Source organism: Leclercia pneumoniae (assembly GCF_017348915.1).
Classification (GTDB): domain Bacteria; phylum Pseudomonadota; class Gammaproteobacteria; order Enterobacterales; family Enterobacteriaceae; genus Enterobacter; species Enterobacter pneumoniae.
Map to the genome: position 1 here is coordinate 503,476 of NZ_CP071383.1, position 26,279 is coordinate 529,754.

Below are 26,279 nucleotides of genomic sequence, written 5' to 3' on the forward strand. Positions count from 1 at the left end.
AGCCTGTGCCGCCGCGTGGGGGACAATCCGGATCGCCATTTTCGCGAACTGGCGCGCAGGGATGACGACGAAACCGACGCGGTGATGAACCTGCTCAACAGCGCCAGCCTGTTCGCCAGCTTTACCCACCCGCGGCTGCACTTTCTTTTACTGTGCCGGATGATGGCGCTCACGCTCGATCGCGGTATTACCGGCGCCTCTACCACGGCGATGGCCTGGTTTGGCGTGCTGATTGGCCAACGTTACGCGGAGTATCGCCTCGGGTTCCAGTACGGTACCCTGGCGCGGGAGCTGGTCAACCGTCACGGCTACGACGCCTTTGAAGCCAAAACCCTGCTGGCACTGGACCAGCTCAGCGTCTGGACGCAGCCGCTCTCTTACACCATTGAGTGCGCCAAAGCCTGCTTTACCTCTGCCGTGACCCACGGTGACATGACGATGGCCTGCTTTGCCGCCTGCCATCAGGTGATCAACTTCCTGACCCGGGGCGATCACCTCGACGCCGTGCTGACCAGCATTGAGCGTGGCCTTGCTTACGTGCGCAAAACCCATTTCCAGGATGTGGAGGCCACCCTGCTGATTCAGCGCCACTATGTGGAACATCTGCGCACTCCGGTGGAGGGGCAGTGGAGCGCGGCGCAGGTCTTGCCGGAATCTTTGCTGCCCGCCGCGCCGGGACAGGCGTCGGAACAGACCTCAACCATGCTGTTCTGGTTCTGGCTCTACCGGGGCATGGCCCATTTCGCCTGTCGCGAATACCCGCAGGCGGCGGAAAACCTCGAAAAGGCCGGGCAGTTTGCCTGGTCTGCGCCGGGGCATATTCACCTGCTGGATTACCACCTCTACAGCGCGCTGGCGCTCTCGCAGCAGCTGACGCCGGAGACCTTCTCGGCCGATCTTCGCCGCCAGATCCATCTCCACTATGACAAGATCGCCCTCTGGGCACGCATCAATCCGGGCACCTTTGCCGATAAAGAGGCGCTGATCTACGCCGAGATCGTACGCCTTGATGGCATGAACAGCATCGCCCTGGAGCAGTATGAGAAGGCGGTGCGCCTGTCGCGCGAGGCGGGCTTCAGCCCGTATAACGCCATGGCCCACGAGCTGGCAGGGCGATTTGCTCACGCCTGCGGTTACCCGACCGCCGCCGACGCCCACTTCCGTGGCGCGTTAACGGCCTGGGGGCGGGCCGGGGCGCAATCCAAAATGCGTCAGCTGGAGCAGGATTTCCCCTATCTGCTCGCCCCCGGACAGGCGAACGCCTGGGACACGGTGGCCTTTGCGCGCAATGAAGAGATCCGCGATCTGCAAAGCGTAATCAAGGCGTCGCGCGCGCTGTCGGAGGAGATCAACCTCGAACGGCTGATCGAAACCCTGATGACCATTCTGCTGGAGCGTGCTGGCGCCCAGCGCGGCTTGCTGATCCGCGTGGGCGAGAACACCATTCCGGAGATCGAGGCCAGCGCCATCACCTCGACGGACGGCGTGCGGGTGCGGATCATGAAAGACGTGCCGACGGCCTCCGATATGCCACTCACTGTGCTGGCGGCGGTGATCCGCACCGGCCAGGAGATCCACACCGGCAAGCCGGAAGCGTTTCACCCCTTTAGCCAGGATCCTTATCTGGTCACCTCTGGCGCGGCGGTGATGTGCGTGCCGATGTTTAAACAGGCGCGGCTGGTGGGGGTGTTGTACCTGGAAAACCGCCTGATGCCGGAAGTCTTTACCGTTGAACACTCCCGCGTGGTAAGCCTGCTGGGGGCGCATGCGGCCATCTCGCTGGAGACCGCCCGCCTGTACGCCGAGCTGGTGGAGGAGAACATTCAGCGCCGCCGGGTCGAGAAGGAGCTGCGCGCCAGCCAGACCTCACTCATGCTCGGCGAGCAGATTAGCCACACCGGAAGCTGGCGCTGGGAGCTGCAGCAGGATCTGATGTTTATGTCCGAAGAGTATGCGCGCATCCTCGGCCTGCCTGAAAAGCAGAAGATGATCTCGATGGCGGAGTTCCTGACCTTTGTTCATCAGGATGACTATCCGCGCATCAGTACCCTGGTCACCGAGAGTGTGCGCGACGGCCTGACCATGCGCGCCGAGTTCCGAATTATTCGCGCCGACGGCGCCACCCGCACCATTCTGGGGATTGGCGATCCGGTGGGCGTGGGGAGCGAGGTGAACGAATATTTCGGCATCATCACCGATATCACCAGCCAGCGTATGGCCGAAGACGCCATGCGCGTGGCGCAGGCCGATTTAGCCCGCGTCTCGCGTGCCACCACCGTCGGGCAGTTGTCCTCCTCTATCGCGCATGAGATCAACCAGCCGCTGATGTCTATCGTCTCTAACGCCGGGGCGAGCCTGCGCTGGCTCAATCGCGATCCGGCCCGGCTGGATAAGGCGCGGATGGGGCTGGAGGAGATCATCTCCGAGGGGGAGCGGGCAGGGGAGATCATCCGCAGCCTGCAATCCCTTACCCGCCGGCAAGATCCCACCTTTGCCCGCCTCGATCTGCACCATGCGATCCGCCATATCATCACCCTGTCGCGCAGCGAACTGGAGCAGCGCCGTATCAACGTCAGCTATGAACTGGCGGCGGAAAACAGCTTTATCATGGGCGATAGCGTGCAGATCCAGCAGGTGCTGCTGAACCTGGTGATGAACGCCGTGGAGGCGATGGCGGACGTCACGGAGCGGCCGGGCACTCTGGTTCTCTCGACCTCGAACCCCGAGGAGGGGCTGGTGAGATGTGAAATTGCCGACAGCGGGACCGGTATTGAACCGGCGCTGATGGAGCGCATTTTCGACTCATTCTGGTCCACAAAAGCGCAGGGGATGGGGATGGGGTTGACCATCAGCTACAGCATTATTGAACGCCACCGGGGCAAGCTGACGGCCCGCCACCGCGATCCCCACGGCAGCGTGTTTGCCTTTACGCTGCCCTTGGCAAGCGGCGAGGCGTTACTCTGACGGCAGGCTTATGGTCAGGCGCTCTGCGGCCCTGACCAGGTCTGCCAGCGAGCGGGCCTGCATCTTATCCATCACCCGGCGGCGGTGGACTTTGACCGTGATTTCGCTCACCCCCAGCTCGGCGGCAATCTGCTTGTTCAGCAAGCCGCTGATGGCCAGCTGCAGCACCTCTTGCTCGCGCGGGGTAAGGGAGAGATGGCGCTGCTTCAGGGAGTACTGCTCGCGTAGCTGGAGCGCGTTGTCCTGCGCCAGCTTTAGCGCGTCGCCAATCGTATTCAGCAGGTCGTTCGATGCCACCGGCTTGGTGAGGAACTCATAGGCCCCGCCTTTCATCGCCTTCACGGTCATCGGGATGGTGCCATGGCCAGTAAGATAAATAATCGGAATTTCGCGCCCGCTGGCCTTCAGGGCATCTGCCACTTCAAAGCCGCTGATGGCGGGCATCTGCATATCCAGCACCACGCAGGAGGGGAGATCTTCGAAAGGGTGTTGCAGAAAAGATTCCGCCGAGGAGAAGGCAATCGCATTCAATCCGGCAGATTCCAGCAGCCCGACCACGGACCGCCGGACAGCATGATCATCATCGACGACGTAGACAATGTGTTCCATTAATAACCCCAATGTTTCAGCCTGATAAAGATGAGAGGATTTCGTACAGCGTGAAAACCGCGCCTTTATCGATGCTGGTCAGGCGGCAGTTTTATGAACGCATTAATTTTAACACATTAATTATCATTATCATTTAACAATATGATAACCGTATGAATGTCGGGGAAGAGATAATTTTGGCGTGTAAAAAAGGGGGAATTACTCCCCCACCAGCTCAATTCTGTTGCCGTCCGGGTCGGCGATAACCGCTTCATAAAATCCGTCGCCGGTCATTCGCGGAGGGCTGAGTAGGGTCCCGTTAAGACGCGCCTGCGCCGCCATCCGATCCACATCGGCTTTGCTGCCCACGTCCAGGGCAATGTGCGCCCAGCCGATAAACTCCGCATGCGGCGGAGCATCCGGCAGATCCGGCACCGTCATCAGTTCAACGGTGGGGCCGTCGGCCAGAGTAATAAAGTGCGAGGCAAATCCCGGCCGGTTTTTACTGAGATAGCGGTCGTTGCTGCGCCCGTTAAATACCTGCTGCCAGAAGGCGACCTGGGCCTCCAGGTTGCGGGTCCAGAGTGCGACATGTGCAATTTTCATCTTATCCCTCACGTTGCGCGTGTTGACCTGAGGTGACCGTCAGGGAAAACCCTGCCACGACCAGCATCAGGGCCATAATGATCATAAAGGCCTGAGTTAACGAGGTGGCGTAGGCAACATAGCCAATTACCGCCGGCCCGGCCAGGACACCGAGATAACCCAGGGTGGTGATGGCTGGCACTGCCACCGACTGCGGCATCCGGTTCTGGCGACCCACGGCCGAGAACATCACCGGCACAATATTGGCGCAGCCTGCGCCAATCAGCACGTAGCCCAGCAGCGCCAGCTGCCACACCGGCACGAGGGTTACTATCGCGAAGCCGAGGGCCGCGACGAGGGCGCCGCCCACCACCGCACGCGGTGCGCCAATGCGGGCGATGAGCTTATCCCCGGTTAAACGCAGCAGGGTCATCGCCACCGCGAAGCAGGTAAAGCCCAGCCCACCCAGCGACTCCGGTACGCGACGCACCTCCGTCAGGTAGACCGCGCTCCAGTCGAGCACCGTCCCCTCGGCGAGAAAGACCGCGAAGCAGACGGCGCCAATCAGTAACACCACGCCACGCGGTATCGCAAAGGCCGGGCCAGAGGCCGGGTTAGCCCAGGGTAATAACCCTTTCAGGCTGGCGGCGAGCATGATCGCCACGCTCAGAATAATGATCAGGCAGGCGAGCGGCGCGCTGGCCCCGAGCGTCAGCAGCAGGGTCATCGCACCGGCGCCGGCGATACCGCCCACGCTGTACATCCCGTGAAAGCCCGACATCACCGGGCCAGGCGCGTCGCGCTCAACGATAATGGCCTGAATATTCATCGCGCAGTCGGTCACCCCCACCCCCACGCCAAACAGCAGCAGCGCGGCGGCCAGCAGCGGCGGACTGGTGATCATCGCCAGCAGCGGCGTGGTCAGAATCACCATAGCCAGCGCGGTCACTATCACCTTGCGGCAGCCGTAACGGCTGGTGAGCATCCCGGTAAGCGGCATCGCCACCAGCGCCCCCATCCCCAGGCAGAGCAGCAGGGAGCCCAGGGTGGCTTCGTTAACGCCGGTATTGGCTTTGGCATAGGGCACCAGCACCGCCCAGGTGGCGGTGACGTAGCCGGCAATAAAAAAGACGATCCGGGTGGCGAGGCGGTGAACCGGGCCTGTGGTCTGCAAACTCATTTAACATCCTTATTGGGTCGGGGGAGGGCCGGGCTGGCGCTACGTAAAAGGGGGGAGCCGGACGCGTCGCGCCCTACGCGCTCTTCGGCGCGGGCACCGGGGGCGGCAGGTTCAAACAAGAAGCCATCGTGCGGCCTGGTGGCGGGCACTTGTTGGCGGTAATCATCATCGCGCTTCATGGTGACGCTCCAGTGATTGACAGGGTGAGCCTCTATGCAACATCATGCTCACTATTGCTCGATTTAAAAAATTAACAAGGCTCTTTATGCTCGATTATGCAGCTTTTCCGGAACAACGACAAGATCGGATCCGCCAGATCCTGCAACAACAGGGCAGGGTGGTATGCGCCGAGCTGGCGAAGCAAATGAAGGTCTCTGAGCACACGATTCGCCGGGATTTACACGAACTTAGCAAAGAGGGGATCTGTAAAAAGGTTTACGGCGGCGCGGTATTACAGCTGGCCGACGCGGGCACGTTTATCGGCCGCGAACAGCAGAATCATGCCAAAAAAGAGCAGATCGCGCAGAAAGCGGCAACCCTGGTGAAGGCGGGAAGCTGCCTCTTTATGGATACGGGCACCACCAACCTGGCGCTGGCCAGAGCCCTTCCGGCCGATCTGGCCCTGACCGTGGTGACTAACTCCCCGGCCATTGCCGCCGAACTGCTGCGCCACCCCCTGTGCGAGGTGATTATCACCGGCGGGCAGATCCAGCGCGCCTCAGGCGGAACGGTGGACAGCACCGCCACGCGGCAAATCCAGGGCATGATCTTCGATCAGGCTTTTATCGGCGGCTGCGCCATGGATCCGGAGATGGGGCTGACCGGCTTCGATTTTGCGGATTGTGCGTTTAAAAAAGCGGTGATCGCCCAGAGCAATCAAACCCTGGTGGCACTCACCACCGATAAAATTCCGGGCGTAGCGCGCTTTGTGGTGGCGACATGCAGCGATATCGACGTGCTGGTGGTGGAGGCGGATCTGGAGAGCGACGTCATCGCTGCGTTTGCCGCGCAGGAGGTGCGGATCGTCAGCGCCTGATGCCATGCGACACGAAACGGGCTACACTCAGTTTTTAGCGCTAAAAGCCGAGGAAGAGAGCCATGTATTACGCACAGAATAAAGATCATGATGAGACGACCAAAGAGAACGAAACCGGCAGCAGCGCGCTGATTCAGCAGAAGATGTTGGCGTCACGTTCGATCGTGATCTCCGGGGAGATCAACCAGGCGCTGGCCGAGAAAGTGGTGAGCCAGCTGATCCTGCTGCAAAGCATCAATAACGATCCGATTAAGATCTACATCAACAGCCAGGGCGGCCACGTGGAGGCGGGAGATACCATCCACGACTTCATTAAATTTATCCGCCCGGAAGTGCACGTGATTGGCACCGGCTGGGTCGCCAGCGCGGGCATCACCATCTTCCTCGCCGCTAAAAAAGAGCATCGTTATACCCTGCCCAATACCCGCTTCATGATCCACCAGCCGCTGGGTGGAGTACGTGGGCAGGCAACGGATATCGAGATCGAAGCGCGGGAGATCATCCGCATGCTGGAGCGCGTGAATAAGCTGATTGCCGATGCCACCGGGCAGCCGCTGGAGAAGGTGAAAAAGGACACCGACCGTAACTTCTGGATGTCGCCGTCTGAAGCGCTCGATTACGGCATCGTGGGTAAAATCATTACCCACTTTGATGAGCTGAAGCTGGATTAACCCTGCTTATCCGCCTGCGTATTGATAAGCCTGAAGGGCTTAAAATCGCGGATCTGCAGATCGCTCAGCGGTAGCGGCTGTTTCTGCTGGCCAGAAACCCGCGCCAGGGAGGTGAAGCGCACGGTGAGGTCATCTTCACACACGGCTTCACCTTCCAGAAAGGTCGTCTGATAGCGGGTGGCTTCGGCATCGCCGAAGGCATCCACATTCAGCGTATCGGACGCGATGACCACCCCCTTCGCATTAACCAGCTCAACGCCTATCTCCAGCGGGCCTGTCTCCTCCATGCCGCTATCCAGCATAAAGGTGGCGCTGCACATCCCCTGATTTGCCCAGACGGTGTTTGAGTGCCAGATTTCCAGCGCGCTGGCGGGCGCCGCGGTGACCAGGCAGGCGAGCAGGGTACCTACTTTCAGTTGTTGTTTCATAACCTCTCCCGTCATTCGTCGGCAAAGCCGTAGGTACCGTCGTCGCCCGTGTCCGTTTCCTGCACCAGGTTTTCACCCCGGTAGGTCTGGGTTATGAAGCCGCCGTTGGTACAGGCTTTTCGCATCAACAGCCTGGCGTTTTTATAGACCTTCAGGCCGGTGAATTCCCAGCCTTTGCCCATGCCGCTGTACACCACGTAGCTGTAAACGCCGTTAATGAAGCGGTAGTAGAAGGCGCCCCCGCCTGAGAACGGGATCTGTCCTGCGCGAACCTGGGTTTTATCGCCTTCGATTTTTGGGAGTGTCATTTCGACTTTTTCAATCGACCCATAATAGTAGGTGGGCACGTTATTATTAAGGCGCACGACAACCCCTTTGCCGTTGGATAAGTCACAGTTGAACAGCAGCTCCGGGTCGGGCGGCGCCGCAACGGCAGAGTTCATCAGCGTCGCCGTAGCCAGCAGGGAGAGGGCAATCAATTTTGTTTTCATGGCGTTGTCCTGGAAAGGAGAAAACCTGCCGGGTGATACCCGGCAGGGGCGCATTACTGGGTTGCCAGCATGGCTTGCAGATCGGTCAGCTGACCCTGCAGTTTTTGCAGCTCCATCTGTTTTTGCATTTCAGAGTCACTCGGACGGTTTTGCGCCGCTTTGATGCTTTTTTCCAGGTCGGCGACCTGCTTCTGCGCATCCGCACGACCGGCGGTTTTGCTTTTCAGCTGCGCCACCAGATTATTCAGCGAGCGTTGTAACGCCTGTTGAGACTGACGTTTGCTGGCAACGCTGGCGTTGCTCTGCGCTTTCTCTTTCTCAATGGCTTCGTTAACCGCTTTGAATTCCGCATTCAATACCTGTTCGTGCGCCAGCGTGCTCTGTTTCGCATCCACGCGCTTATCCCAGGTGCCGGAATAGTTGCAGTTGAATTTGGTGATGATACTGACATCGCCCGTGGTCGGGTCACAGTCACGCGCGTTGGTCGCACAGCCACTTAGTAGCAGCGCGCCTACGGCCAGCAGTAGATAACGCATCACTCTCTCCTTAACCCACTTTCAGCGCGGTACGCTGGGTATACAGGCTGTCCAGCTCACCCTGCAGCGAGCCGATCTTGTCGCGCATCAGCGCAATTTTGCTGTCCAGGTTTTCAGTGTCGCTGCCGGATTTACTCATGCTCGCAGAGACGTCTTTCCACTGTTTCTCATGCTTTTTCATATCCGTGATGGTGTTCCGCAGGTAGGCGATATTGGCATCCACCCCTTTGATTTTTTTCTGCACTTCGTCTTTTTTCACGGATTTAGCGGCCATCTCTTTTTCGATGCTGGCCAGCGTCTGCTTGTCGGAAGCGATAACCGATTTCGCTACGTTCGTGGCGCTCTGGATACGGGCATTTTCGCTTTCCACATCTTTGATCGCCGCGTCTAACTGCAGCTCTTTCGAGGCATACTTTTTACGCTGATTGTCCAGATAGGCGTTGGCACCCATCCCCACGCCGCAGCCTGCTACCGCCGCCGCCGCCATACACACAGCTTTGTTACTGGAGTTACTGACGGCACACGCCAGCGCACCCAGCGCCGCGCCGCCGGCGCAAGCCTGCCAGCCAGATTTGTTAAAGAACTCCACATCCTGGTTGTTGGCGAGACGTGGATCGACGCCGCCACCGCTGCTGCCTGTGCTCTGACAACCCGCCAGTACCACCAGAAGTCCGGCAACCATTGCTGTGCGTAACGCTTTAAAAGTGATCATTAACTGCTATCTCCTTGTCAGAATTATTTATTTTTTTTACATGCCATCAACCACGCATCACGCGCGACTTTGCCATCTTTCCAGTAGCCCTGAAGGTTCTGCCAGTAGGTGTCCAGGTAGCCATTCAGGTTTGTTTTTCCGCGTGCAGCCATCTGCTGCTGGACCACAGCGATTTGCGGGTCAATGAGTGATTTGTTGTAGGTCGTGCCCATATCGACCAGCGTGTCAGCGTAATAACTGGAGATGAAATCCAGTGCTTTTTGGTGCTGGCCAAGCTGTTCCTGCCGGCGTGAGCAGTTAGCGTCCAGTTGGCTGTCTGCGGCGCAGGTTTTGCTGTAGAGCTGATTCAGACGATCAAGAAACTCCCCATCATCTTTCATCTTGGTGCAGAGGAACGCGCCCAGTTGCAGCGAGGTGCGAATAGCCTGGTCGCGCTGTTCATCGCGCAGCTGACCGTTGGCGCGCAGTTCGGCACGCAGTTTCTCCAGCTCCTTTTTCAGCCCGTCATCCTGCACTTTGGCAGAGAGGGCGTTCAGGTTTTGCAGTGAATCCGGTGCCTTACCTTTTGCATCTGTTTTTTGCTCGCTGCCCAGCGCCTGCCACTCTTTCTCAATCTCTTTCACGCGATCGCGGGAGGTGAGGGTGGTCGAGACCATCACCAGGCGCACGCCGGTGGTTTTACTGACGTTCTCGCCGCTTTCGCTGTAATAAGGCTCTTCACCGCGTAGAGCGCTGCGGATATCCCCCTGGGTCGTGACGTAGCTACCGCCGCGCACCACATAGCCGCCCGCCTTACCATGCAGGCGATCCAGCTTGTTCAGGCGGAAGGGTTCAAACATCATCTCCGCAACGTTACCGAGGATGTCATGCAGGCCGAGCGGGTTGGGTTTTAACAGGCCCGTCAGCTGCAATTTGCCGTTGGCCGACTGCGCTCCCGCATACCAGACGTAGCCATTCAGCCCCTCCGGCATCGGGAAATGCACATCGCGAAATTCTGAGGGTGAGACCGCCAGCCCGCCACGGGCTGCAAATTCCCACTCGGTTTCGGTTGGCAGGCGCAGGAAGCCCGGCTGGCCATCGTCTTTTGGCAGCGCGGCGAGTTTCTCTTTCCGCAGCCAGAGGTTGTATTGATTGGCGAAGGCCATTGCGTCCATCCAGCCAATGTTCACTTTTGGCAGGCGGCCTTTCATGTCGGCCTTTGGGCACTCCCCTGAGAGGGCGCGGAACTGAAGGTCGCTCAGTTCATACTTTGCCATCAGGTAATAACGGCCTTTGTTCTTCTGGTCCGGGAAGCTGCCGGCAATATGCTCCTGGCGCGCTTGCTCTACGTAACCCCATTCATCGCCCTCCTGACCGAGGGTGATATTGTAATCTTCCAGGGGCTTGTTCTGCGGAATGGCGACCTTGCGGAAAGCCATCGCGCCATCGCACGGCATGGGCAGTATCACATCGTCTGCCAGCGGCTTCGGGTTCCAGAATTTTTCATCCCAGGTGGCCTGCACGGCGCAGGAGTAACCCAGGCCCATCAGCGTCAGGCCCAGTGCCAGTTTAAATTTCACGTAAACTCTCCGCAGGTTCAATCTTCAGGGCGCGTATGGCCCCGATAGCGGCAACGCTGAGTGCAACGACCAGCACGCACAGTAGCGCTGCCAAAAAATGAAGGGGTTCGAGGTGGCAGACAAACGCCCGATCAGGTAACGATGCGCCAAGCACCCGGTTAAACAGCGCGCTGCCCAGCAGGTAGAGCACCAGCCCGGCACCGAAAGCTACGCCCGTCAGGCACAGGGCCTGAATCACAATGAACAGTGTTACCGCGCGTCGACGGAAACCGAGCAGCCGCAGCACCGCCATGTCTTTACGTTTGCGATCGATGTTGGCAATAAAGGCGCCGATCAACGAGGCGATGCAGCCGGTCGCTGAGATCCAGGCGATCACCCCAAAGATGACGCCCAGCACGCGATCGATGGCACGTACGGCTTCGATCTGTGCCGACTGGGTGACCGCTTCAATGTGTTGTGCTTCCAGCCAGCGAGCCAGCGCGGAGACATCATCCAGTGAGCGGGCGTAAACGCGGGCACGCGAGAAGCGCGTGCGCTCTCTGGGCGGCTTGCCTGCGCTTACTTGCAACAGCGGTACCTGGTAGCCGTCGCGGTAATCCTCCAGCGCGACCAACAGCGGCAGGGTGATAAAGGCGCCAGCCCGGGCAAAGCGGGCGTCATCCAGTATGCCGCTAACCGTCAGGGCGAAGGCGGCACGCTGGTTTTGACCGTCAATTTTACGGCTGACCATCAGGCGAAATGTCTCTCCAGGCTTCAGGTCGAGCCGACGAGCGGCGCTGGCGCTGAGCACCACCTCACGATCCTGACGCGGTACGGCAACGCCCGCCAGCAGCGGATCTCCGGCGCCGGTGGGGATCACCTCGGCGCCGGCCACAAAGTGCTGCCCATCGCGCACCAGATCCGCCTGGGTATTCAGCGATCGGGTCAGTGGGATCGAAAAGCCCACTTCCGGGCGTTCAGCCAGCCGTTCCAGCCAGTTAAAATCGTAATTACCGTTGCCGGTGATCCGCACCTCCCGGGTACGAGGATCCTCCAGAAGCTGGTGGCGTAGCTGGCTGACGATGCCATTTTTCAGCCCAAAAAGCAGAAGCAGCGGGGCAATCACGGCGATAAGCGAAAAGATGATGCACAGGGCAACTTTACGATCGTGGATCAGATCGCGGAACGCCATGCGCCATAGCAGCCCACGTTCAGGCGGCCGGTCAAGCGGGCAGGAAGACACTTTTCCCCTCCTCAATGCTGGCGGTATAGCGTTTAAGGCCATAGTGATCCACGCGTTGCCAGTCGTGACTGACGACGATCGCCGTCATCTCCAGGCTGTGCACCATTTCGACGATCAGCGCAAACAGACGGCTGGCGTTATCGGGATCCAGCGCGGCGGTCGGTTCATCTGCCAACAACAAACGCGGCTGGTGGGCGATGGCGCGAATAAATGCCACGCGCTGGCGCTCACCGATAGAGAGCCGGGAAGGCAGGCTCTTTAGCAGGTGACGCACGCCAAGGGTGTCGATGGCTGTCTCCAGCCAGGGGGAGTGGGTGGCCATGCCCGCCAGCCGTCGCGCCAGAGTGATGTTCTCCATCACCGGTAGCCACGGCAGCAGCCCGCCATGTTGCAGCATAAACCCCAGTTCGTGGGCACGAATGGCAGCCAGCGTGGGCTCGTCCTCGGCCAGCAACGGGGCAGCAATATCTCGCTCACCCAACTGATAAACCCCAAGGGAGCCCGGACGCAAAATTGCGCCGGTCATCTCCAGCAGCGTGCTTTTACCACAGCCGCTGGGACCAGTGAGCGCCGCCACTTCACCGGGCCGGAGCGTTAGCTCCGGCAGCGAGACGTAGAAGCCCTGCGGCCCGCCCCGGCGGATGTCCATATCACGAATGTGAAGCATCAGGGCAGGTTCTCCAGCGGAACCGGATAGACGTTATCGCGCGGGTCGCTGTCGGGTGCCAGAGCAACCCAGCGATCGGCATCTTCGTTATAGCGCTGGTAGTAGTTGAGCTTGGTATTCAGGCGGCGGATAAAGCGCTCCTGTTCCAGTCCATCCCAGCTCTTCCAGGTCTCTTCATCCAGGCTCAGTACTTCACTCAGATACGGCAGGCTTTCGATGTATTCTCCCAGCAGGCCCATTTCACCAAGGCGGGTCGCATTTTTGCCTTTTGCCTGGTTAGGATCGTTGCCCATGGTGGCGGCCAGCGATCGCAGGCTGGCGAACATATCGTCCGGGGAGATCATCCCTTCGTTGGCGGCGTTGACGATCTTCTTCATCACGTCGCTCAGATCGCTCAGCTCGCTTTTGGTCAGCAGGACGCGCACTTCAGTCGCCGGGATATTCTGATTTACCAGATCGCGATCGCTGATCCAGGATTTGAACACCGGCGGGGCCTGCGTCCCCTGTTTTTCGCCCAGGTAAGCCAGACGCATCGCTTTACTCAGCTTCTCGGCATCGCTTAGCAACGGATCGGCTTTCTTGCCCGCGTATTCCGGGCTGGCACCCAGAGCGCTGCCTGCCGTCTCTTCACCACTCCAGGCCGTTTTGATCTGGCCGGCGATGGCGCTGGAAAGACTATCCACAATGGTACCAAAGCTATTCACGTCGCCGGAATCGATCGGGTAATAGAGCGGCTTATGCAGGAACGGATTGAGGGTCAACTCCTGATACTGGGCCGCGGCGGAAGCGTGGTTTTTCTTACCGCCCGGTGTTTTCAGGTGCAGGGTATAAAGCGCCACCCCGCGGTATGCTGCCTCCTGGCGCACCTGCTCCGCACCCAGGTGGGTGGAGGAGAGGCTGTCGGTACCGTCGAGCGCACCCGCATCGGTGATTAACACCACATAGCGTGCGCCGAACTGCGTCCAGTCCACTTTATCCAGCGCGGTCATCACGCCGCCGTAGGCGTCTTCATCAACTTTGCTGCTGGAGACCGTGGCCTGCTTTAGGTCATGCACTTTGGCGAGGAAATCTTTGCCATCTTTTACCGTGTTCGGATCGACATACATTTTGGCGTCGTATTCCAGACCTGGCACCGCTTTTACGCTGGAGCGGTAGGCAACCAGGCCAAATTTCACTTTGTCCTGAAGTTTCTCTTTTTCGATCTGTTTGTAGATCTTGTCGATCGCCTCTTTGGTGCGATCAATGTACGGCCCCATTGAGATAGTCGAGTCGATTACGAAGACCACCGATGCCGAGAAGCCCTTCATCATGTTCTTCTCATCGGTCGCTTTAGCCGGCGCGGCGGTGCTCGCTTTCTCAGTGACCGAGGCCACGTTCAGCACCCGCACCTGGAAACCGGTATCGGTAAAGACATCATCGGAACCAAGCACCGGCAGCAGGTAGAAGTTTTTCAGCTGATCGACCATGTAGTCGGGTTCACGAGCCAGCACCTGCGGCACCGGCTTATGCTGATTCAGACTGGCGACCATCGGCTCCAGCGCTGCCGCGGGTTTAGGGTTGTTTAGCAGCGACTCCACGTCGCTTTTCTCTTTGAAGAACAGCATCGGGTGGCGCCCGGCGGGGTTGGTAAAGGCCAGCGTGAGCTGGACTTTCCAGTCGACGGTGCAGGCGGCTTTCATCCAGCCAGAAACATGGCCGAAGCTGTCTGGCCCAACCTGCAGCCACTCGTCCTGGCCCTGCTTTTCACGTTGATAGACATAAAAGCGGCTGAACGCGGGCTGCTCTTTGCCTGCTTCGCCCGCTTTAGCAGCCAACTGGCAGCCCGGATAAGTAAGCACGCGCTGGAACAGGGTGTGTTTCCCTTCCTGCAGCAGCGGCTGCGTGTCGGCGCCCCAGGCGGGCAGACTTAACGCCGCCGCGCACAGCAGGCCGCTGAACCCATGACTTTTTCTCATTATTTCGTCCTATTTTTTCAGCTCAGCTAAACGGGCTTTCGCTTCGGCGTTTTGCGGATCCTGATTCACCACCGCTTCGTACCAGTAGCTGGCCGTTTGCGGGTCGGGGCTGAAGCACCCGTCCGCCTGGGCGGATTTCGGGTCATACTCCTGGGCGTAGCGCATCGCCATCTGCGTATCGCCAGACTGCGCTTTATAGGCATACAGGCGTTGGGCGATATCGCAGCGTTTGTCGGCTTTGGCTTTGGTAATCACATCCAGCAGTTGGGCGCTGCTTGGCTGGCTACGCAGGCAGCCTTTTACGAACTCCATGTCATTGCCACTGCTCATCTGCTCATCCCCACAGGGACCGCTGATTTTCGCTACCGGGGCGGCGGCAGGTGCGGGGGCGGAGGCGTCGGCAGTTGCAGGTTTATGCATAAACCACCATCCGGCAGCAGCGGCGGCCAGCAGCAGGGCAACCACGGCGAGGATAATGGCGATCGGCGCTTTCCGTTTTGCCGGGGCCGCGGGCGGTGCGTCGACTACCGGTTCTGGCGCCGGCGCTGGCGGCTCGATCGCCGGCTCGGGCTGAACCGGTGGGGCAACGTCCAGGGTTTGGCTATTCTCTGCCAGCGGATTTTCTCCCCCTGCCTGCGAGCTCAGCAAACCGTCTGTGATAGCCAGGATACCCATATCCCGGGTACTGCTGTCTTTAATGGCGATACGATACGCCGCCTGGCGGTTAGCCAGCAGCGGGTCAATAAACGACGGACCGACCTGCACGGCAGGAACGTCGTCCATCACGCTCAGTGCAGGCAGGCCGAGGAACATTTCGCTGCTCACCCATCCGCCGCGGCTGTCGAGATACAGGTTGTCCTGGTTACGCAGGATGGAGATCTCAACGCCCTCGGTGCCCCCTTTCCAGCCTTTAAGGAGCAGAGTGGCGTAGCCAGGGTTGACGGGCTCTAAGGGTTTTAGTTCGGGTTTGATCACGTCCGGTTACTCCTGTGAACGCTGAATAAGGTGAAGAATGGCTCCCAGCTTTTCGTTCTGCGCCACGCTGATTTCACGGCCGGCGGAATGTCCGGCATTCTCGGTGATGAGTGCTTCCAGACCGATCAGCCAGTCGAGGATGAAATAGCCGCTGTAGTTCAGCTGCTGCGGCGTGAGGCTGACCAGCCGCTCGTCATCCTTCCACACTACGCTGTCGCACTGGGCAGGGCGGGTGAAGATAGGCTGATCGGGCTGGTTCTGGCGGGTCGGGCGCTTCTTCTCCGGCACGCTTTGATAGCCGAGCCAGGTCATAAAGTCGCTCATCACGTGCAGCACGCGAGAGACCTGGCGATCCACCATCCGATCGCGACGCACGCCGTCCTGCTCGGTGTTCTGCATCACGCTAACCAGCGCGTCTTCGGCACGCAGGCGCAGCAAACCGGTGATCAGTTCATCCACCAGCTCCTCGGCGGTGGCGCGCGGCAGGCCTATATAATTGAGCATCGCCGGAGTTTCCGGCAGGCCGCGCAGGTGGTTGATCCAGTGCTGCACGCTCTGACGGGCAAAGGCAACTTCGTGGCTATGGGTCTTAATGCCCGAGATACCGTCATCAAGGCCATCTCCAAGACCGATATCAAAGATATCTGCCTCTTCCTGGACTTCAGGCAGGGTGACCTGCTGCATGTACAGCGCATGGAGTGAGCGGCGAGTTGGCACCAGCCGTGCCAGCAGTTCACCGTGCATGCCGTTGCGTTTTTTCACCGCCGCCACAATCTCCTGCGCGATGCGGGCTTTCTTCGCTACCTCTTCTTCACCATCGGGCTGATACCAGTTGCCCAGACCGCCTTCCACCAGATCGTGACGGCTCTCTTCGAGCTGCTCGGCAATGCGTTCAAGCTTGTTCTCCGGACGCGCAACCTGGCTCAGGTAGTTCGCCATTCGGCTCATCCCACCGTCGTTAAGGTTGAGCATCGCGTCCCAGGCCTCGGCCGGCGAGGCGATGTAGCGATTTACGGCTTCGTCTTCGAGGAAGGTTTTACGCATCAGCGTCAACTGATCGGCATTCTCTTCGCTGAAGGCGACTTCGCTACCGCCGCTCACCCGGATAAACGGCGTTTGCATGCCCGGTTTACGCACCAGGAAGGTGTTGTTGAAGGTTTCACCCTTCTTCCACTCGGACATCCAGCTGTATTTGCCGAATTTCTCCAGCATCGCCATTTTGATCATTCCGCCCTGTCCCCAGTACTGACGAAGCAACGCTTCTTCGTGAGACAGTGCGCTGGTGATGCGGTTATCGAACATGGTTAAAGCCCAGACCAGCCCCGGTAAGCGGCGGCTGCGCACATCGGCATCGGCGCCCTGGGTGCGGCAGATCCACTCGTCCAGCGCATCGCCGACGTCCTTCACGTCAGACTGCTTGGCGGAGGCGGTACAGAGCACCAGAACGTTCATCTCCTGGTTTTCGGTATAACGCTCAAAGAGGTAGGCCACTTTACCGCGCAGGATCAGCTCAGCCAGACGGCTACCGCCTTCGCTCTCTGCCGACTGGGCACCGAAGGCATCGATCGACATACGGCCGCGATAACCCGGGAAATCAAGCAGATCCACGTGATCAAACAGCGGTTCGGTAGTCGGTGCGGAGAGTGGAACGTGCAACTCGGCCGTGAGCACTGTCAGTTCGGCCAGCGAGATGGCGACAGGCGAGGCCAGTTGGCCTTCCTGCAACGGGCAGACTTCAATGCGTTGGTCGTTCGGCTGATTAAGGTGTTCCAGCATATCGACATTCATGATGCTGTTTTTCTGGATCAGCAGGCCGTTCTCTTCTACCACCAGCGTGCTTAGCGGCGCGCGTACTTCCTGTACGCCACCCAGACGTTGCAGCGTCTGGGCAAAATGGCCATACGCCTGAGTTAGTTCGGGCACCTCTCCCCAGAGCACCGAGAAGAGTTGCGCGCGATCGTCAGTGGTCAGCCACGGCGCAAGATTCACCGCCTGTGGCCAGTAATGCAGGGCGAAGCGGCTTTGGGTTTTTCCAGCATGGCGGATGAGGTAGTCCCAGAAGGAGACGACGTCATCTTCTGTAACGCCCGGAACCCGCGTTGGGCGACGACGTTTTTCCAGCGTTGCCAGCAGGTCACGGATCCGTCCTTCGTCATACTCCCAGTCGAACTTCTCCTGGTTGAAGTCATGCACAAAGGCGTTGGCGAGGATTTTCGCCATCTCCACTTCGCTAAAGAGCTGCAGTTTGACCGGCCAGTTTTTATCGTCTTCGTGCTTCAGACGACTAAAGCGTGTTACCAGACCGGTTGCCTCTTTCCCGCCGCCTGGCGGGTTAATATGGGTCAGAAAGTCGAGCTGATGTCCGCCGAGCTGGGTGCCCAGCTTGCCATTCTCACCTGCGGCAAGCGCCGAAATCAGGTATGACTTGCCCGCCTGCGACAGGCCAAAGAAGCCGATAGTCATCGGTCGCGCCGCCGCCTGCGCCAGTCGACGCGCTTTGTTGCGACTGCGGCGCAAATTTAGCGTCAGTCGGTCGGCTTCGGTGTTCAGACGTGGTGCGTCATGGCGGACGGAAGCAATCCAGTCGATAGCCTGACCGGCGCCTTGCTCAACGCCCTGCCAGCCCTGAACGATCTTTGCAGAATTAAGGGTACTCATTAGCTTTTGATACTCCCGCTATCCAGCCAGTAGTGCGTCTCGCTGAGACCGTTACCGACCATTGTGTTCAACTGGAATGCCACGTCTTTGCGGTTATAGTTGCGACGGGCATTTTCCATCTCGAGGGATTCAATACGGAATTTCTCCGGACTGACCGCCTCGACGCCGTTGCGTGGGCGACCCTGCTCGGCGGTGAGTTCGATACGCATCATGGCGTCGCCTGCCAGCTCGCTGGCGAGGTTAGGGTTGGTAATTTTCAGCGTATAGAGTGCAGACGCCGGCCAGCGCTCGTTATCAAGCTGACGGAAACCAATACGCACTTCGCCGCGCGCTTCAAAACCCTGCCCCTGCGGCAGCTGGAACTCCGGCGCATCCAGGTCGATATCCCGATAAAAGACGTTGCTGTCCTTGATCAGGTTGTTACCGTCCAGCATGCCGAGATAACGAATGGTGGAGTACGGCACAAAGTTGGCGGTGCGGAAGAAGAAGTTGCTCAGGCGAGAGTTCTCGGCCAGCAGATACAACATCGCCCCCACGGACGCGGTGGATTTCGGATCGTCGATGCAGCCTTTCTTGTTGAAGGGATACCAGCCGCCGGTTTCATAGCCATGCAGCGGCAGAACGCGCGATGGCGGCACCGGCTGGAGCTGGCGAATCAGCGCCTGAATTCCCGGCAGGCGTGACGGTCGGCCCGTCAACAGCAGCACGTCGCAGTTGTAGTGCCAGAGCACTTCGCACAGGGCGCGCAGGCTGTGGCAGATATTCATGCGGCCACTGCGTGGGTTGATGAATTCGTTGTGCAGGCTGGCCAGATCGATCTCCAGCGCCACGTCCAGAATGGAGAATGGCGCTTCGCTGGAGAGCTGGCCCAGGCGTACCACATCATTCACGTAATCCTGCACTTTCTGCGTTGGCGTGTTCTCTGTCAGCAGATCGCGGAAGGTGTAATTAAGCAGCTCACGGCCGTTTTCCGGCGAGTACTCTTCGTAGCGATGCAGGATTGCCAACGCCAGCGGGGCAAAGATCTGCAGCGTCAGTTGCTGGCGCAGGACCTGCTTGCCGGCCTCGATGGATTCGCTGCCAAAGAGTTGCGACATCATCGACTCTGCCGACAGATCGCTATGGCCTACCTTCATCATCGCGGCTTTTACCGCAGGCTGCAGGTACAGGCGAATGACATCCAGCAGGATATCGTCCCCCGCGACCTTGAAGCCTTCGCGGAAAAGCTGCTTCGGCGTGATACGCACGTTGATCCCTTCGCCGTCATCCAGCATATAACGGGAAATCACCAGGTCGGTGGTGCCGCCGCCAATGTCGATGGAGGCCACCTTCAGGCTACGGGCTTCGTTGGCGGCCTGTTGGTTATCCGGGCGACGGGTCGCGGCAAAGAACTCGTCGGTTCGGCCGCCGAAGTAGGTCTGGGTTTCGTTGTAGAGGTAAACCAGCTGTCCGCAGGTGGCTTCGTCCCATTTCACATGCACGCCTGGGCGCGGATGTTTTAGCTGCGCGGTCTCTTCACTTTCGTCATCCATCTCTTCCCAGCCCAGCGCTTTCCACACCAGGCGGATGGCGTCCAGCATGCACTGTTCGAAGATGGCGCGCTCAGGTTTTGGCATCGCCGGTGGCACGGTCATGATGACATTTCGCAAGCGACGTGGGGTGCTGGCGTGGTTCATCTTCAGACGCTGCGCCGGGCTGTTTATCTGCATTAGCGCCTGGCTCAGCACTTCGGAGAGCATCATGGTCATGAGCGAGCTGCGGCTGTAAACCGGGGAGAAGACCGGCATCCGTTCATCTTCTGGCAGGCGAATCAACAGCTTGCCCTGATCATTGAGCATGTACAGCAACGGCGCTGCGGTTGCGAGCGGCTCACGATCGGATTTCACAAAGGCCTGGCTAAAGCGCCAGCCGGGAGAATAGGGCTGATCGTCCCAAAGATAGCGTTTTGGACTGGAGATCCCGGTTGAGCCCTCTGTCCCCAGGCGCTGCGCCGCCATGCGGAAGGCTTCGTCCCCGACGCGGCCAATGGTCGGCCATGTGAAGGCGTCGCTGCGCCCGCTTTTTAGCGAGAAGTCCTGCTTACCGAACTCGGCCTGGGCGAACTCCAGACGGCTGTCGAAGGGTTCGTTATAGACATTTTGCGGATGGCTCAGGTCACGAAGTTGCAGCTGATAGAGCTGAGATAGCCCTTTATTGTCATCCCGATGTTCTTCTATCAGGATGCCACAGCTGCGGGAGTTGCCGATGTCCAGCACCAAATCCACCGGAATGGCCGAGTCGCGGATCTTCACGTCGTTGACCTGCACTTCCGGGATAGCGACAGTGGCACTCAGGATATTCAGCAGATTGAGATAGTGCGCCTGATGCTCTTTCTGCAGCAGTTTTTCATCAATGTCTTCCGCGTGCTGGCGCAGCACATCGCGCGCCTGGGTACTGAACACCTCACGCAGCCACTCATCTATCCAGGGGAGCGTCAGGAAATCGCCCATCTCATGGGGATGCAGTGCCAGGGCAAAACCGGCCCCGGTGCGCACATCATCTTCGCTCGGTGCCAGGTACTGGGTGTTCTCACGATCCGGGAAAATTTTAGTATCGAAGATCAGGATGGCGCGCCAGGTGTTGCCCTTCTCGTCGGGCTCTGCCAGCTCGTGGAACTGGACCCGCGCCCAGTTGGTTGGTCCGTGTGCAAAGGCACGTGGCGGATTGAAGCGGAAGAAGGGCAGCGGTAGCCATAACCCCTGGTAGAGCCGCAGCGACTCTTCTGTCGTCAGGGAGTAATCCGATTCGGCAAAACGCGGCGCGGCGTTATCTGCCGCCGGGATTTGAAGCTTATCTTCACGTTCGTTATAGACCAGGCGCAAAATGGCGCCATCGCCATTCTGGCGCAGAAATTCACCGTACTCTTTACGGGCAGGCAGTGTAAAAGCGAAGTCCAGGAACTGGATGCCGCTGTCACGAATAAGTTTGACCTGTTTTTTAAAATCAGTAAGTTCAGCGAGCATTTACTTACTTGCCTCCTGCTTCATCGAAATAGGGAAAAGGGTGTTGGCGTCGTAACGGCCCTTACAATCCGCAATGTTCTGCGCACCAGGCGCACACTGGACTTCGGGCATTTGATATACCGATCCATCGGAGCACTGCGCTTCACCCTGGTTGTTGATGGCCAGATTGCCGGACTGGATGGCCGCGTTGACTGCACCGCGACAGGTCACCCCATCGCCGCGCACCATCTGTACTTCGCCCTGACCATCTTTGATCTGGTAATTCAGGCTCAGCGGCTTACCGGTGCGCTGGTCCTGAATGCCAGCACCGGCGTGCCAGCGGCCGTTTAAGAAGTCGGTACTCCCCTGTGCCAGTGCCCCGGTTGGAATGGTCAGCGGCGCATTGACACCCGGCTGGCCATCTCCTGAGGGAACCTCCGGCGGGGTAACGCCCGCAGCGGCGTCCGGGGTAGGTGGCGTGGGTGGCTCACCTGCGTTATCAGGTGCGGCGGGATTTACGGGCGGCGCGTTTTCTGTGGGGGCGCCATCGGGCAGAGCCGGTGCCGTCGGTGTTTCACCGTTAACCGACGCCTCGCCGTGAGTTGGCGTCTTCATCGCCGGGAGTGAAGCATCTGGCAGACCCGTGCCATTGCCGTTCAGGCTCAGGCCGCTCCCCTGCGAGCTGGTGGTTCCGTGTAGGCCGGTCTTGACGGTTGGCGTGTTCAGATGGGCATCCGGCAGGCCAGGCAGCGTGGCGGAAAAGCCAGGGATATGCACGCCCGGAACACAGCTACGTAGCAGCAACAGGATCAGCAACGCCAGAAGCAGTAAAGGAAGCAACCAGCGTAGCCACGCAGGTAACGTCCACCACCACCCCCGACGCGTTACGCGACGCTCGGTAACCGGCTCCGTTACCAGAGGCGCCGACGCCGCAACCGGGGCGGTAGCGGTAGGGGGTAATGGAACCGGTGGGCGCAGGCAGTCGAGCGGGTCGATACGTGACTGATGACGGGCATTAACGAAACCCCAAAAGCTGATGACAGGTTTGCCGCCCACCAGCCAGACCTGATTCTGGTCGGGAAACTGCATTGCTTTTTCAAGCAGTTGGCCGAACAGGCGTTGTTCCGGATTGGCATGCTGGCTGTATTCAGCGCTGAGCTGGCGTAAGACAGCGTGGCTCTGCTCCAGTTGGCCGAGGGCAGCCTGACGCTCGCTCTCGGTGGCGGCAGACCAGGGGATCACATCTCCGGCGGCAGGGGCGTACCAGTCGATACGATCGCCGTGCTCGTTAACCTGCGGAATTGCCAGCGTATCGGCAACGGCGCTCTGTTTTCTCAGGCGCAGCGTCTCGCGCAGTTGCAGCGCAGAAATATGTACTGCCTGACCGTTCTCACCCATTGACTGGTATTTATCGAGCCTGTCACTGCACAGGAACATCTCTTTCACGTTGGCATACCCTTGCTGGTAATTATTCGGGTTAACTCTGCTTTTATTGGTACGTACGGCATTCTCGGCGATAACAAATCGTCAGCGACCGTAATCACATTTGAAGGTATAAATTGAGCAGAAAAATTATCGGCAGGTGACAGAAAACCTTTAGCCATAAATTAAATTTTTGGCGGCGGTTACGGTCAAATGCGCGAAAAACATTTTTGGTTTCTCGCCGAAACGCTGCTGGCATTCATTAATGTTTTTGATGAATTAATCGCAGCCCTCCGGGATATATTCTTTTATTGCCTGGCTCATCATTTCATTAAATTCGTGGGTATTATTGACGGCATAAACAGCACCGCCGGTATTGCTGGCAATACAGTTTCCGGCACCGGTATTCATAATATCGACCACGTTTACCTGCAAACGGGGCTTCTTCAGCTTGAGCTGACGCGCGACCTCACAGGGATCGCCGCCGCAGGTCTCTTCCCCATCGGTAATCAGCACAATAATGGCATCGCGATCTACGCCATCAACCAACTTGCCGGCCTTTTCCAGCGCTTCGGCCAGTGCGGTTTTGCCCACCGGCTGAATCTTATCAATAGCTTGTTTCAATACATTACGCTGGGCAAAAGGTAAGGCCGGAGAAACAAATACTTGCTGGCAGGTTGCTGCCGAGACCAGGCTAATATCCATATCTTTGGGCACTTCATCGATCACCTGTTTTGCCGAGCGGTGTGCAAGGCTAATACGGCGTGGCTCACGCTCAATATTCTTCACCGGCTTATCCTGCATCAGGCGGCGTAGTTCATCCGGTGTGGCATCCATACTGATAGCCATTGAGCCTGAAGCATCAAAAATTAGCACCATTTCAGGGGCTTGCTGCTTGGCCCTCTCTGCCGGGCAGATCTGTTTTACCGGCAGCGGAGCGGGTGCAGCAGGAGCGGGCGGTTTAGCCGCAGGCACGCAACCGCGCAGTAAAAATAACGCCAACAGCGCTAACAGCAATAACACTAACAGCAGTAACCACAGCCCGCGGCGACCCTTATTGACCACCGGAGCCGCTGGCATAACGGGAGCGGTGGGACTTTCGCTCCAGGCCGTAATCACCGGCTGACCATCAATCACCCAGACGCCGCGTTCATCGGGCTGACGAGCGGCAAGAGAGAGGACCTGCATAACCTCGGCAGGCGCCGCGTTAGCCGCCGCAAGCCGGTGATAAAGCTGCTCTATCACCACCAGCTTTTGCTGCAGCAATGCCTGCGCTTTCTCTTTTTCTGCTACGGGAAGGGCGGTGAGTGATACAGGTTGACCATTAATATCGCTGTACCATTCAATTGCCCCATCTGAGGCCTGATGCGGACGTGCAAAAAGATTTTTGTAGCCAGACGGGAGATGCTGTTCGACCAGAGAAATTAACGCGGGGTAGAGGTTGATATAATTTTGCCCAGAGGCGCTATGCTTAACCGTCCTTGTAATTCTGATCATGGAAATCGCTGCGCCATCTGCACTAAATCACAGATTAAAATTATACAGATGAAAAGATAATTCTTAATTCTAATTATGATTGCTGCGATAAATAACTACTAATATTTATAGGCATTGGGAATCATTTTATTAGAAATAAAATTTACATGCGTTTTGCAACCCCTAAATTATAAGGGGGGGGCGACCTTTAATTTGGCTTTAGGTCTAAACCAGGAGGTCTGTCGCCCATCATGCGTTCTCCTTTAAGCGTGCTAGCGCACCTCAAACGCCACCGCCATCCACTTCACTTTCGTGCTTTCCGGGAAATCCGGACAGGAATCGAGCCGCGTACAGGCGCCCGTCCAGACAAAGATATTCTCGTCGATACGGTACCAGTGGGGGTTCCCTTCAACTGCATCGCCCACGACCGCGGCGCACACATCGATACGGCTGCCAGCGGGGAGGTCCTGGGCCACCGGCGCAAAGACGGAGGGGGTGCCCAGGCGGGCATACACTGGCATGGTGGTTTTCACACTACCTGTTACGGCGACTTCAGTGACATCACTCATCTCAGACCTCCTGACAACGTAAGCATCTTTAAACGATATAATCCGTGGTAAACGGGGGCGATAACCATAAAGCGTGAAGCTGTCAGGATGTGTCATGTAAAAGGCTGACACAGAGTTTCGTGCGTCATTGACCCACGACAAGGCAGCCAGCCGCCACCTCTTCCTATAATCAGGCCCGTTTGTCTATCACTGGTGCGACGCATGGCTTACCAACTCAACCTGAACTGGCCGGAATTTTTAGAAAAATACTGGCAGAAACAACCCGTCGTTCTGAAGAACGCTTTCCCCCTCTTTATCGACCCGATTACCCCGGATGAACTGGCCGGGCTGGCCATGGAGCCGGAGGTAGACAGCCGTCTGGTGAGCCATAAAGAGGGAAAATGGTCTGCCAGTAATGGCCCCTTTGAACACTTTGATGGCTTAGGCGAAACCGGCTGGTCGCTGCTGGCGCAGGCGGTTAACCACTGGCATCTGCCTGCCGCCGAGCTGGTGCAACCGTTTCGCGTATTGCCGGACTGGCGTCTGGACGACCTGATGATCTCCTTCTCGGTGCCGGGCGGCGGCGTGGGTCCCCATATCGATCAGTACGACGTGTTTATCATCCAGGGGATGGGCAGCCGCCGCTGGCGCGTGGGCGACAAATTGCCGATGCGCCAGTTCTGTCCGCATCCGGCGCTGCTGCATGTCGATCCTTTCGAGCCGATCATTGATGAAGATCTGGCCCCGGGCGATATCCTCTATATTCCGCCGGGCTTCCCGCACGACGGTTTTACCCATGAAACGGCGCTGAACTACTCGGTAGGCTTCCGGGGGCCGAATGGTCGGGATCTGATCAGCAGCTTTGCCGATTACGCCCTGGAGAACGATCTGGGCGGGGAGCACTACAGCGATCCGGATCTGACCTGCCGCGAGCACCCGGGCCGGGTTGAAGCCTATGAACTGGAACGCCTGCGCCAGATGATGATAGAGATGATTAGCCGGCCGGATGATTTTACCCAGTGGTTTGGCAGCTTTATCTCCACGCCACGCCATGAGCTGGACATTGCCGCCGTAGAGCCGCCTTACACCCCGGAAGAGGTGCTGGATGCGCTGCAGGGGGGCGAGACCCTCACCCGTCTCAGCGGGCTGCGCGTACTGAATATCGCCGACCGTTTCTTTATTAACAGTGAACAGCTGGACACCGTCGATGCTAAAGCCGCTAATGTCCTGTGCCGCTATACCGGGTTCGGCAAAAAAGAGCTGGGAGAGGCACTGCATAACCCGGCCTTTATCGCCGAGCTGACCGGGTTGATTAACCAGGGTTACTGGTACTTCGACGAGTAACCCCACCGGGCGTTTGACACCGGCGGCGCAAATAGCGCCGCCGCTCAGGTTACACAAGGATATGACACGCCTTCCAGTAACTCAGGAGACGATCGTCATCGTTCTCCTGCTCCGCTTTTCTCCGCATGGCTCGCGCCAAGTTAGCCCGGGAGATCTCCTGGTTTTTTTGTACGACATCGATTACCGCTTCGCCAAGCGCCAGGGATATTTCGGTACGATTTCGCTCAATTACCATATATGTCTCCATGTCGTGTGCGAGTAATTAATTATGCGACATAATC

23 protein-coding genes are annotated in these 26,279 nt (G+C 58.4%); 4 read left to right on the plus strand and 19 right to left on the minus strand.

Annotated elements, in window-relative coordinates:
• Positions 1-15: 15 nt before the first annotated feature.
• The gene (locus JZ655_RS21580; protein WP_425352461.1) at positions 16-2,964 is read left to right on the plus strand and encodes a GAF domain-containing sensor histidine kinase; all 2,949 of its coding nucleotides are present in this window, start codon (positions 16-18) and stop codon (positions 2,962-2,964) included.
• On the opposite strand, the gene JZ655_RS02360 is transcribed toward JZ655_RS21580, so the two are convergent.
• The 4 genes from JZ655_RS02360 to JZ655_RS02375 all read right to left on the minus strand — a co-directional run bounded on the left by JZ655_RS02360 (position 2,956) and on the right by JZ655_RS02375 (position 5,496).
• Complete coding sequence (locus JZ655_RS02360) at positions 2,956-3,573, minus strand: response regulator transcription factor (RefSeq protein ID WP_207292901.1); 618 nt, start codon at positions 3,571-3,573, stop codon at positions 2,956-2,958. The genes JZ655_RS21580 and JZ655_RS02360 overlap by 9 nt on opposite strands.
• Positions 3,574-3,771: 198 nt before the next feature.
• Positions 3,772-4,158: a VOC family protein gene (locus tag JZ655_RS02365; protein WP_207292902.1), complete on the minus strand. Its 387-nt coding sequence runs from the start codon at positions 4,156-4,158 to the stop codon at positions 3,772-3,774.
• Position 4,159: 1 nt separating this feature from the next.
• Positions 4,160-5,317 (minus strand): MFS transporter, encoded by a 1,158-nt coding sequence (locus JZ655_RS02370; RefSeq protein ID WP_207292903.1) that lies wholly within the window; start codon positions 5,315-5,317, stop codon positions 4,160-4,162.
• Positions 5,314-5,496: a hypothetical protein gene (locus JZ655_RS02375; RefSeq protein ID WP_207292904.1), complete on the minus strand. Its 183-nt coding sequence runs from the start codon at positions 5,494-5,496 to the stop codon at positions 5,314-5,316. Before JZ655_RS02375 ends, JZ655_RS02370 begins: the two co-directional genes overlap by 4 nt.
• Before the next feature lie 86 nt (positions 5,497-5,582).
• Here JZ655_RS02375 and JZ655_RS02380 point away from each other — a divergent pair, with 86 nt between their 5' ends.
• Both JZ655_RS02380 and JZ655_RS02385 read left to right on the plus strand, forming a co-directional pair.
• Entirely contained in the window at positions 5,583-6,353 is a 771-nt protein-coding gene (locus JZ655_RS02380; RefSeq protein WP_207292905.1) for a DeoR/GlpR family DNA-binding transcription regulator, read from the plus strand.
• Between the two features lie 62 nt (positions 6,354-6,415).
• Complete coding sequence (locus JZ655_RS02385) at positions 6,416-7,024, plus strand: ATP-dependent Clp protease proteolytic subunit (protein WP_040077345.1); 609 nt, start codon at positions 6,416-6,418, stop codon at positions 7,022-7,024.
• Here the strand turns inward: JZ655_RS02385 and JZ655_RS02390 are convergent.
• The 14 genes from JZ655_RS02390 to JZ655_RS02455 all read right to left on the minus strand — a co-directional run bounded on the left by JZ655_RS02390 (position 7,021) and on the right by JZ655_RS02455 (position 24,675).
• Positions 7,021-7,452: an IrmA family protein gene (locus tag JZ655_RS02390; protein ID WP_207292906.1), complete on the minus strand. Its 432-nt coding sequence runs from the start codon at positions 7,450-7,452 to the stop codon at positions 7,021-7,023. The two genes, JZ655_RS02385 and JZ655_RS02390, sit on opposite strands and share 4 nt — an antisense overlap.
• 11 nt (positions 7,453-7,463) lie before the next feature.
• On the minus strand, positions 7,464-7,943 hold the full coding sequence (locus tag JZ655_RS02395) for a hypothetical protein (RefSeq protein ID WP_207292907.1): 480 nt from the start codon (positions 7,941-7,943) through the stop codon (positions 7,464-7,466).
• Positions 7,944-7,996: 53 nt separating this feature from the next.
• Positions 7,997-8,479: a coiled-coil domain-containing protein gene (locus tag JZ655_RS02400; RefSeq protein WP_207292908.1), complete on the minus strand. Its 483-nt coding sequence runs from the start codon at positions 8,477-8,479 to the stop codon at positions 7,997-7,999.
• Between the two features lie 10 nt (positions 8,480-8,489).
• The gene (locus JZ655_RS02405; protein WP_207292909.1) at positions 8,490-9,191 is read right to left on the minus strand and encodes a hypothetical protein; all 702 of its coding nucleotides are present in this window, start codon (positions 9,189-9,191) and stop codon (positions 8,490-8,492) included.
• 23 nt (positions 9,192-9,214) lie between these two features.
• On the minus strand, positions 9,215-10,750 hold the full coding sequence (locus JZ655_RS02410) for an SUMF1/EgtB/PvdO family nonheme iron enzyme (protein ID WP_207292910.1): 1,536 nt from the start codon (positions 10,748-10,750) through the stop codon (positions 9,215-9,217).
• Positions 10,740-11,921 carry an ABC transporter permease gene (locus tag JZ655_RS02415; protein WP_207293800.1) on the minus strand — a complete coding sequence of 394 codons (1,182 nt, stop codon included), beginning with the start codon at positions 11,919-11,921 and terminating at the stop codon, positions 10,740-10,742. The genes JZ655_RS02410 and JZ655_RS02415 overlap by 11 nt, the downstream gene beginning before the upstream one ends.
• Positions 11,922-11,952: 31 nt before the next feature.
• Positions 11,953-12,639, minus strand: a complete 687-nt coding sequence (locus tag JZ655_RS02420) for an ABC transporter ATP-binding protein (protein ID WP_242637297.1) — start codon at positions 12,637-12,639, stop codon at positions 11,953-11,955.
• Positions 12,639-14,594, minus strand: a complete 1,956-nt coding sequence (locus JZ655_RS02425; protein WP_207292911.1) for a vWA domain-containing protein — start codon at positions 14,592-14,594, stop codon at positions 12,639-12,641. Before JZ655_RS02425 ends, JZ655_RS02420 begins: the two co-directional genes overlap by 1 nt.
• A gap of 9 nt (positions 14,595-14,603) precedes the next feature.
• Positions 14,604-15,569 carry a hypothetical protein gene (locus tag JZ655_RS02430; protein WP_207292912.1) on the minus strand — a complete coding sequence of 322 codons (966 nt, stop codon included), beginning with the start codon at positions 15,567-15,569 and terminating at the stop codon, positions 14,604-14,606.
• A gap of 6 nt (positions 15,570-15,575) precedes the next feature.
• Positions 15,576-18,227, minus strand: a complete 2,652-nt coding sequence (locus tag JZ655_RS02435) for a putative virulence factor (protein ID WP_207292913.1) — start codon at positions 18,225-18,227, stop codon at positions 15,576-15,578.
• The gene (locus JZ655_RS02440) at positions 18,227-21,229 is read right to left on the minus strand and encodes a virulence factor SrfB (protein ID WP_207292914.1); all 3,003 of its coding nucleotides are present in this window, start codon (positions 21,227-21,229) and stop codon (positions 18,227-18,229) included. Before JZ655_RS02440 ends, JZ655_RS02435 begins: the two co-directional genes overlap by 1 nt.
• Positions 21,230-22,645 (minus strand): SrfA family protein, encoded by a 1,416-nt coding sequence (locus JZ655_RS02445; protein WP_207293802.1) that lies wholly within the window; start codon positions 22,643-22,645, stop codon positions 21,230-21,232. It lies immediately after the preceding gene.
• Positions 22,646-22,909: 264 nt separating this feature from the next.
• Positions 22,910-24,127, minus strand: a complete 1,218-nt coding sequence (locus JZ655_RS02450) for a VWA domain-containing protein (protein ID WP_207292915.1) — start codon at positions 24,125-24,127, stop codon at positions 22,910-22,912.
• A gap of 251 nt (positions 24,128-24,378) precedes the next feature.
• On the minus strand, positions 24,379-24,675 hold the full coding sequence (locus JZ655_RS02455; protein ID WP_207292916.1) for an SH3 domain-containing protein: 297 nt from the start codon (positions 24,673-24,675) through the stop codon (positions 24,379-24,381).
• Positions 24,676-24,876: 201 nt separating this feature from the next.
• Between JZ655_RS02455 and JZ655_RS02460 the strand changes: the two genes are divergently transcribed.
• A complete protein-coding gene (locus tag JZ655_RS02460; protein ID WP_207292917.1) occupies positions 24,877-25,998 on the plus strand; it encodes a ribosomal protein uL16 3-hydroxylase in 1,122 nt (373 codons plus the stop codon).
• A gap of 49 nt (positions 25,999-26,047) precedes the next feature.
• Here the strand turns inward: JZ655_RS02460 and JZ655_RS02465 are convergent, their stop codons facing one another.
• Positions 26,048-26,233: a DUF2767 domain-containing protein gene (locus JZ655_RS02465; protein ID WP_207292918.1), complete on the minus strand. Its 186-nt coding sequence runs from the start codon at positions 26,231-26,233 to the stop codon at positions 26,048-26,050.
• Between the last annotated feature and the right edge of the window lie 46 nt (positions 26,234-26,279).

Excerpts from the sequence above, each read along its gene's own strand:
- JZ655_RS02370 (WP_207292903.1), bottom strand. The coding sequence starts at position 5,317 with ATGAGTTTGCAGACCACAGGCCCGGTTCACCGCCTCGCCACCCGGATC.
- JZ655_RS02360 (WP_207292901.1), bottom strand. The coding sequence starts at position 3,573 with ATGGAACACATTGTCTACGTCGTCGATGATGATCATGCTGTCCGGCGG.
- JZ655_RS02435 (WP_207292913.1), bottom strand. The coding sequence starts at position 18,227 with ATGAGTACCCTTAATTCTGCAAAGATCGTTCAGGGCTGGCAGGGCGTT.
- JZ655_RS02375 (WP_207292904.1), bottom strand. The coding sequence starts at position 5,496 with ATGAAGCGCGATGATGATTACCGCCAACAAGTGCCCGCCACCAGGCCG.
- JZ655_RS02460 (WP_207292917.1), top strand. The coding sequence starts at position 24,877 with ATGGCTTACCAACTCAACCTGAACTGGCCGGAATTTTTAGAAAAATAC.
- JZ655_RS02440 (WP_207292914.1), bottom strand. The coding sequence starts at position 21,229 with ATGCTCGCTGAACTTACTGATTTTAAAAAACAGGTCAAACTTATTCGT.
- JZ655_RS02450 (WP_207292915.1), bottom strand. The coding sequence starts at position 24,127 with ATGATCAGAATTACAAGGACGGTTAAGCATAGCGCCTCTGGGCAAAAT.
- JZ655_RS02390 (WP_207292906.1), bottom strand. The coding sequence starts at position 7,452 with ATGAAACAACAACTGAAAGTAGGTACCCTGCTCGCCTGCCTGGTCACC.
- JZ655_RS02445 (WP_207293802.1), bottom strand. The coding sequence starts at position 22,645 with ATGTTCCTGTGCAGTGACAGGCTCGATAAATACCAGTCAATGGGTGAG.
- JZ655_RS02465 (WP_207292918.1), bottom strand. The coding sequence starts at position 26,233 with ATGGTAATTGAGCGAAATCGTACCGAAATATCCCTGGCGCTTGGCGAA.
- JZ655_RS02400 (WP_207292908.1), bottom strand. The coding sequence starts at position 8,479 with ATGCGTTATCTACTGCTGGCCGTAGGCGCGCTGCTACTAAGTGGCTGT.
- JZ655_RS02420 (WP_242637297.1), bottom strand. The coding sequence starts at position 12,639 with ATGCTTCACATTCGTGATATGGACATCCGCCGGGGCGGGCCGCAGGGC.
- JZ655_RS02415 (WP_207293800.1), bottom strand. The coding sequence starts at position 11,921 with ATGGCGTTCCGCGATCTGATCCACGATCGTAAAGTTGCCCTGTGCATC.
- JZ655_RS02395 (WP_207292907.1), bottom strand. The coding sequence starts at position 7,943 with ATGAAAACAAAATTGATTGCCCTCTCCCTGCTGGCTACGGCGACGCTG.
- JZ655_RS02385 (WP_040077345.1), top strand. The coding sequence starts at position 6,416 with ATGTATTACGCACAGAATAAAGATCATGATGAGACGACCAAAGAGAAC.
- JZ655_RS02455 (WP_207292916.1), bottom strand. The coding sequence starts at position 24,675 with ATGAGTGATGTCACTGAAGTCGCCGTAACAGGTAGTGTGAAAACCACC.
- JZ655_RS02425 (WP_207292911.1), bottom strand. The coding sequence starts at position 14,594 with ATGAGAAAAAGTCATGGGTTCAGCGGCCTGCTGTGCGCGGCGGCGTTA.
- JZ655_RS02380 (WP_207292905.1), top strand. The coding sequence starts at position 5,583 with ATGCTCGATTATGCAGCTTTTCCGGAACAACGACAAGATCGGATCCGC.
- JZ655_RS02365 (WP_207292902.1), bottom strand. The coding sequence starts at position 4,158 with ATGAAAATTGCACATGTCGCACTCTGGACCCGCAACCTGGAGGCCCAG.
- JZ655_RS02405 (WP_207292909.1), bottom strand. The coding sequence starts at position 9,191 with ATGATCACTTTTAAAGCGTTACGCACAGCAATGGTTGCCGGACTTCTG.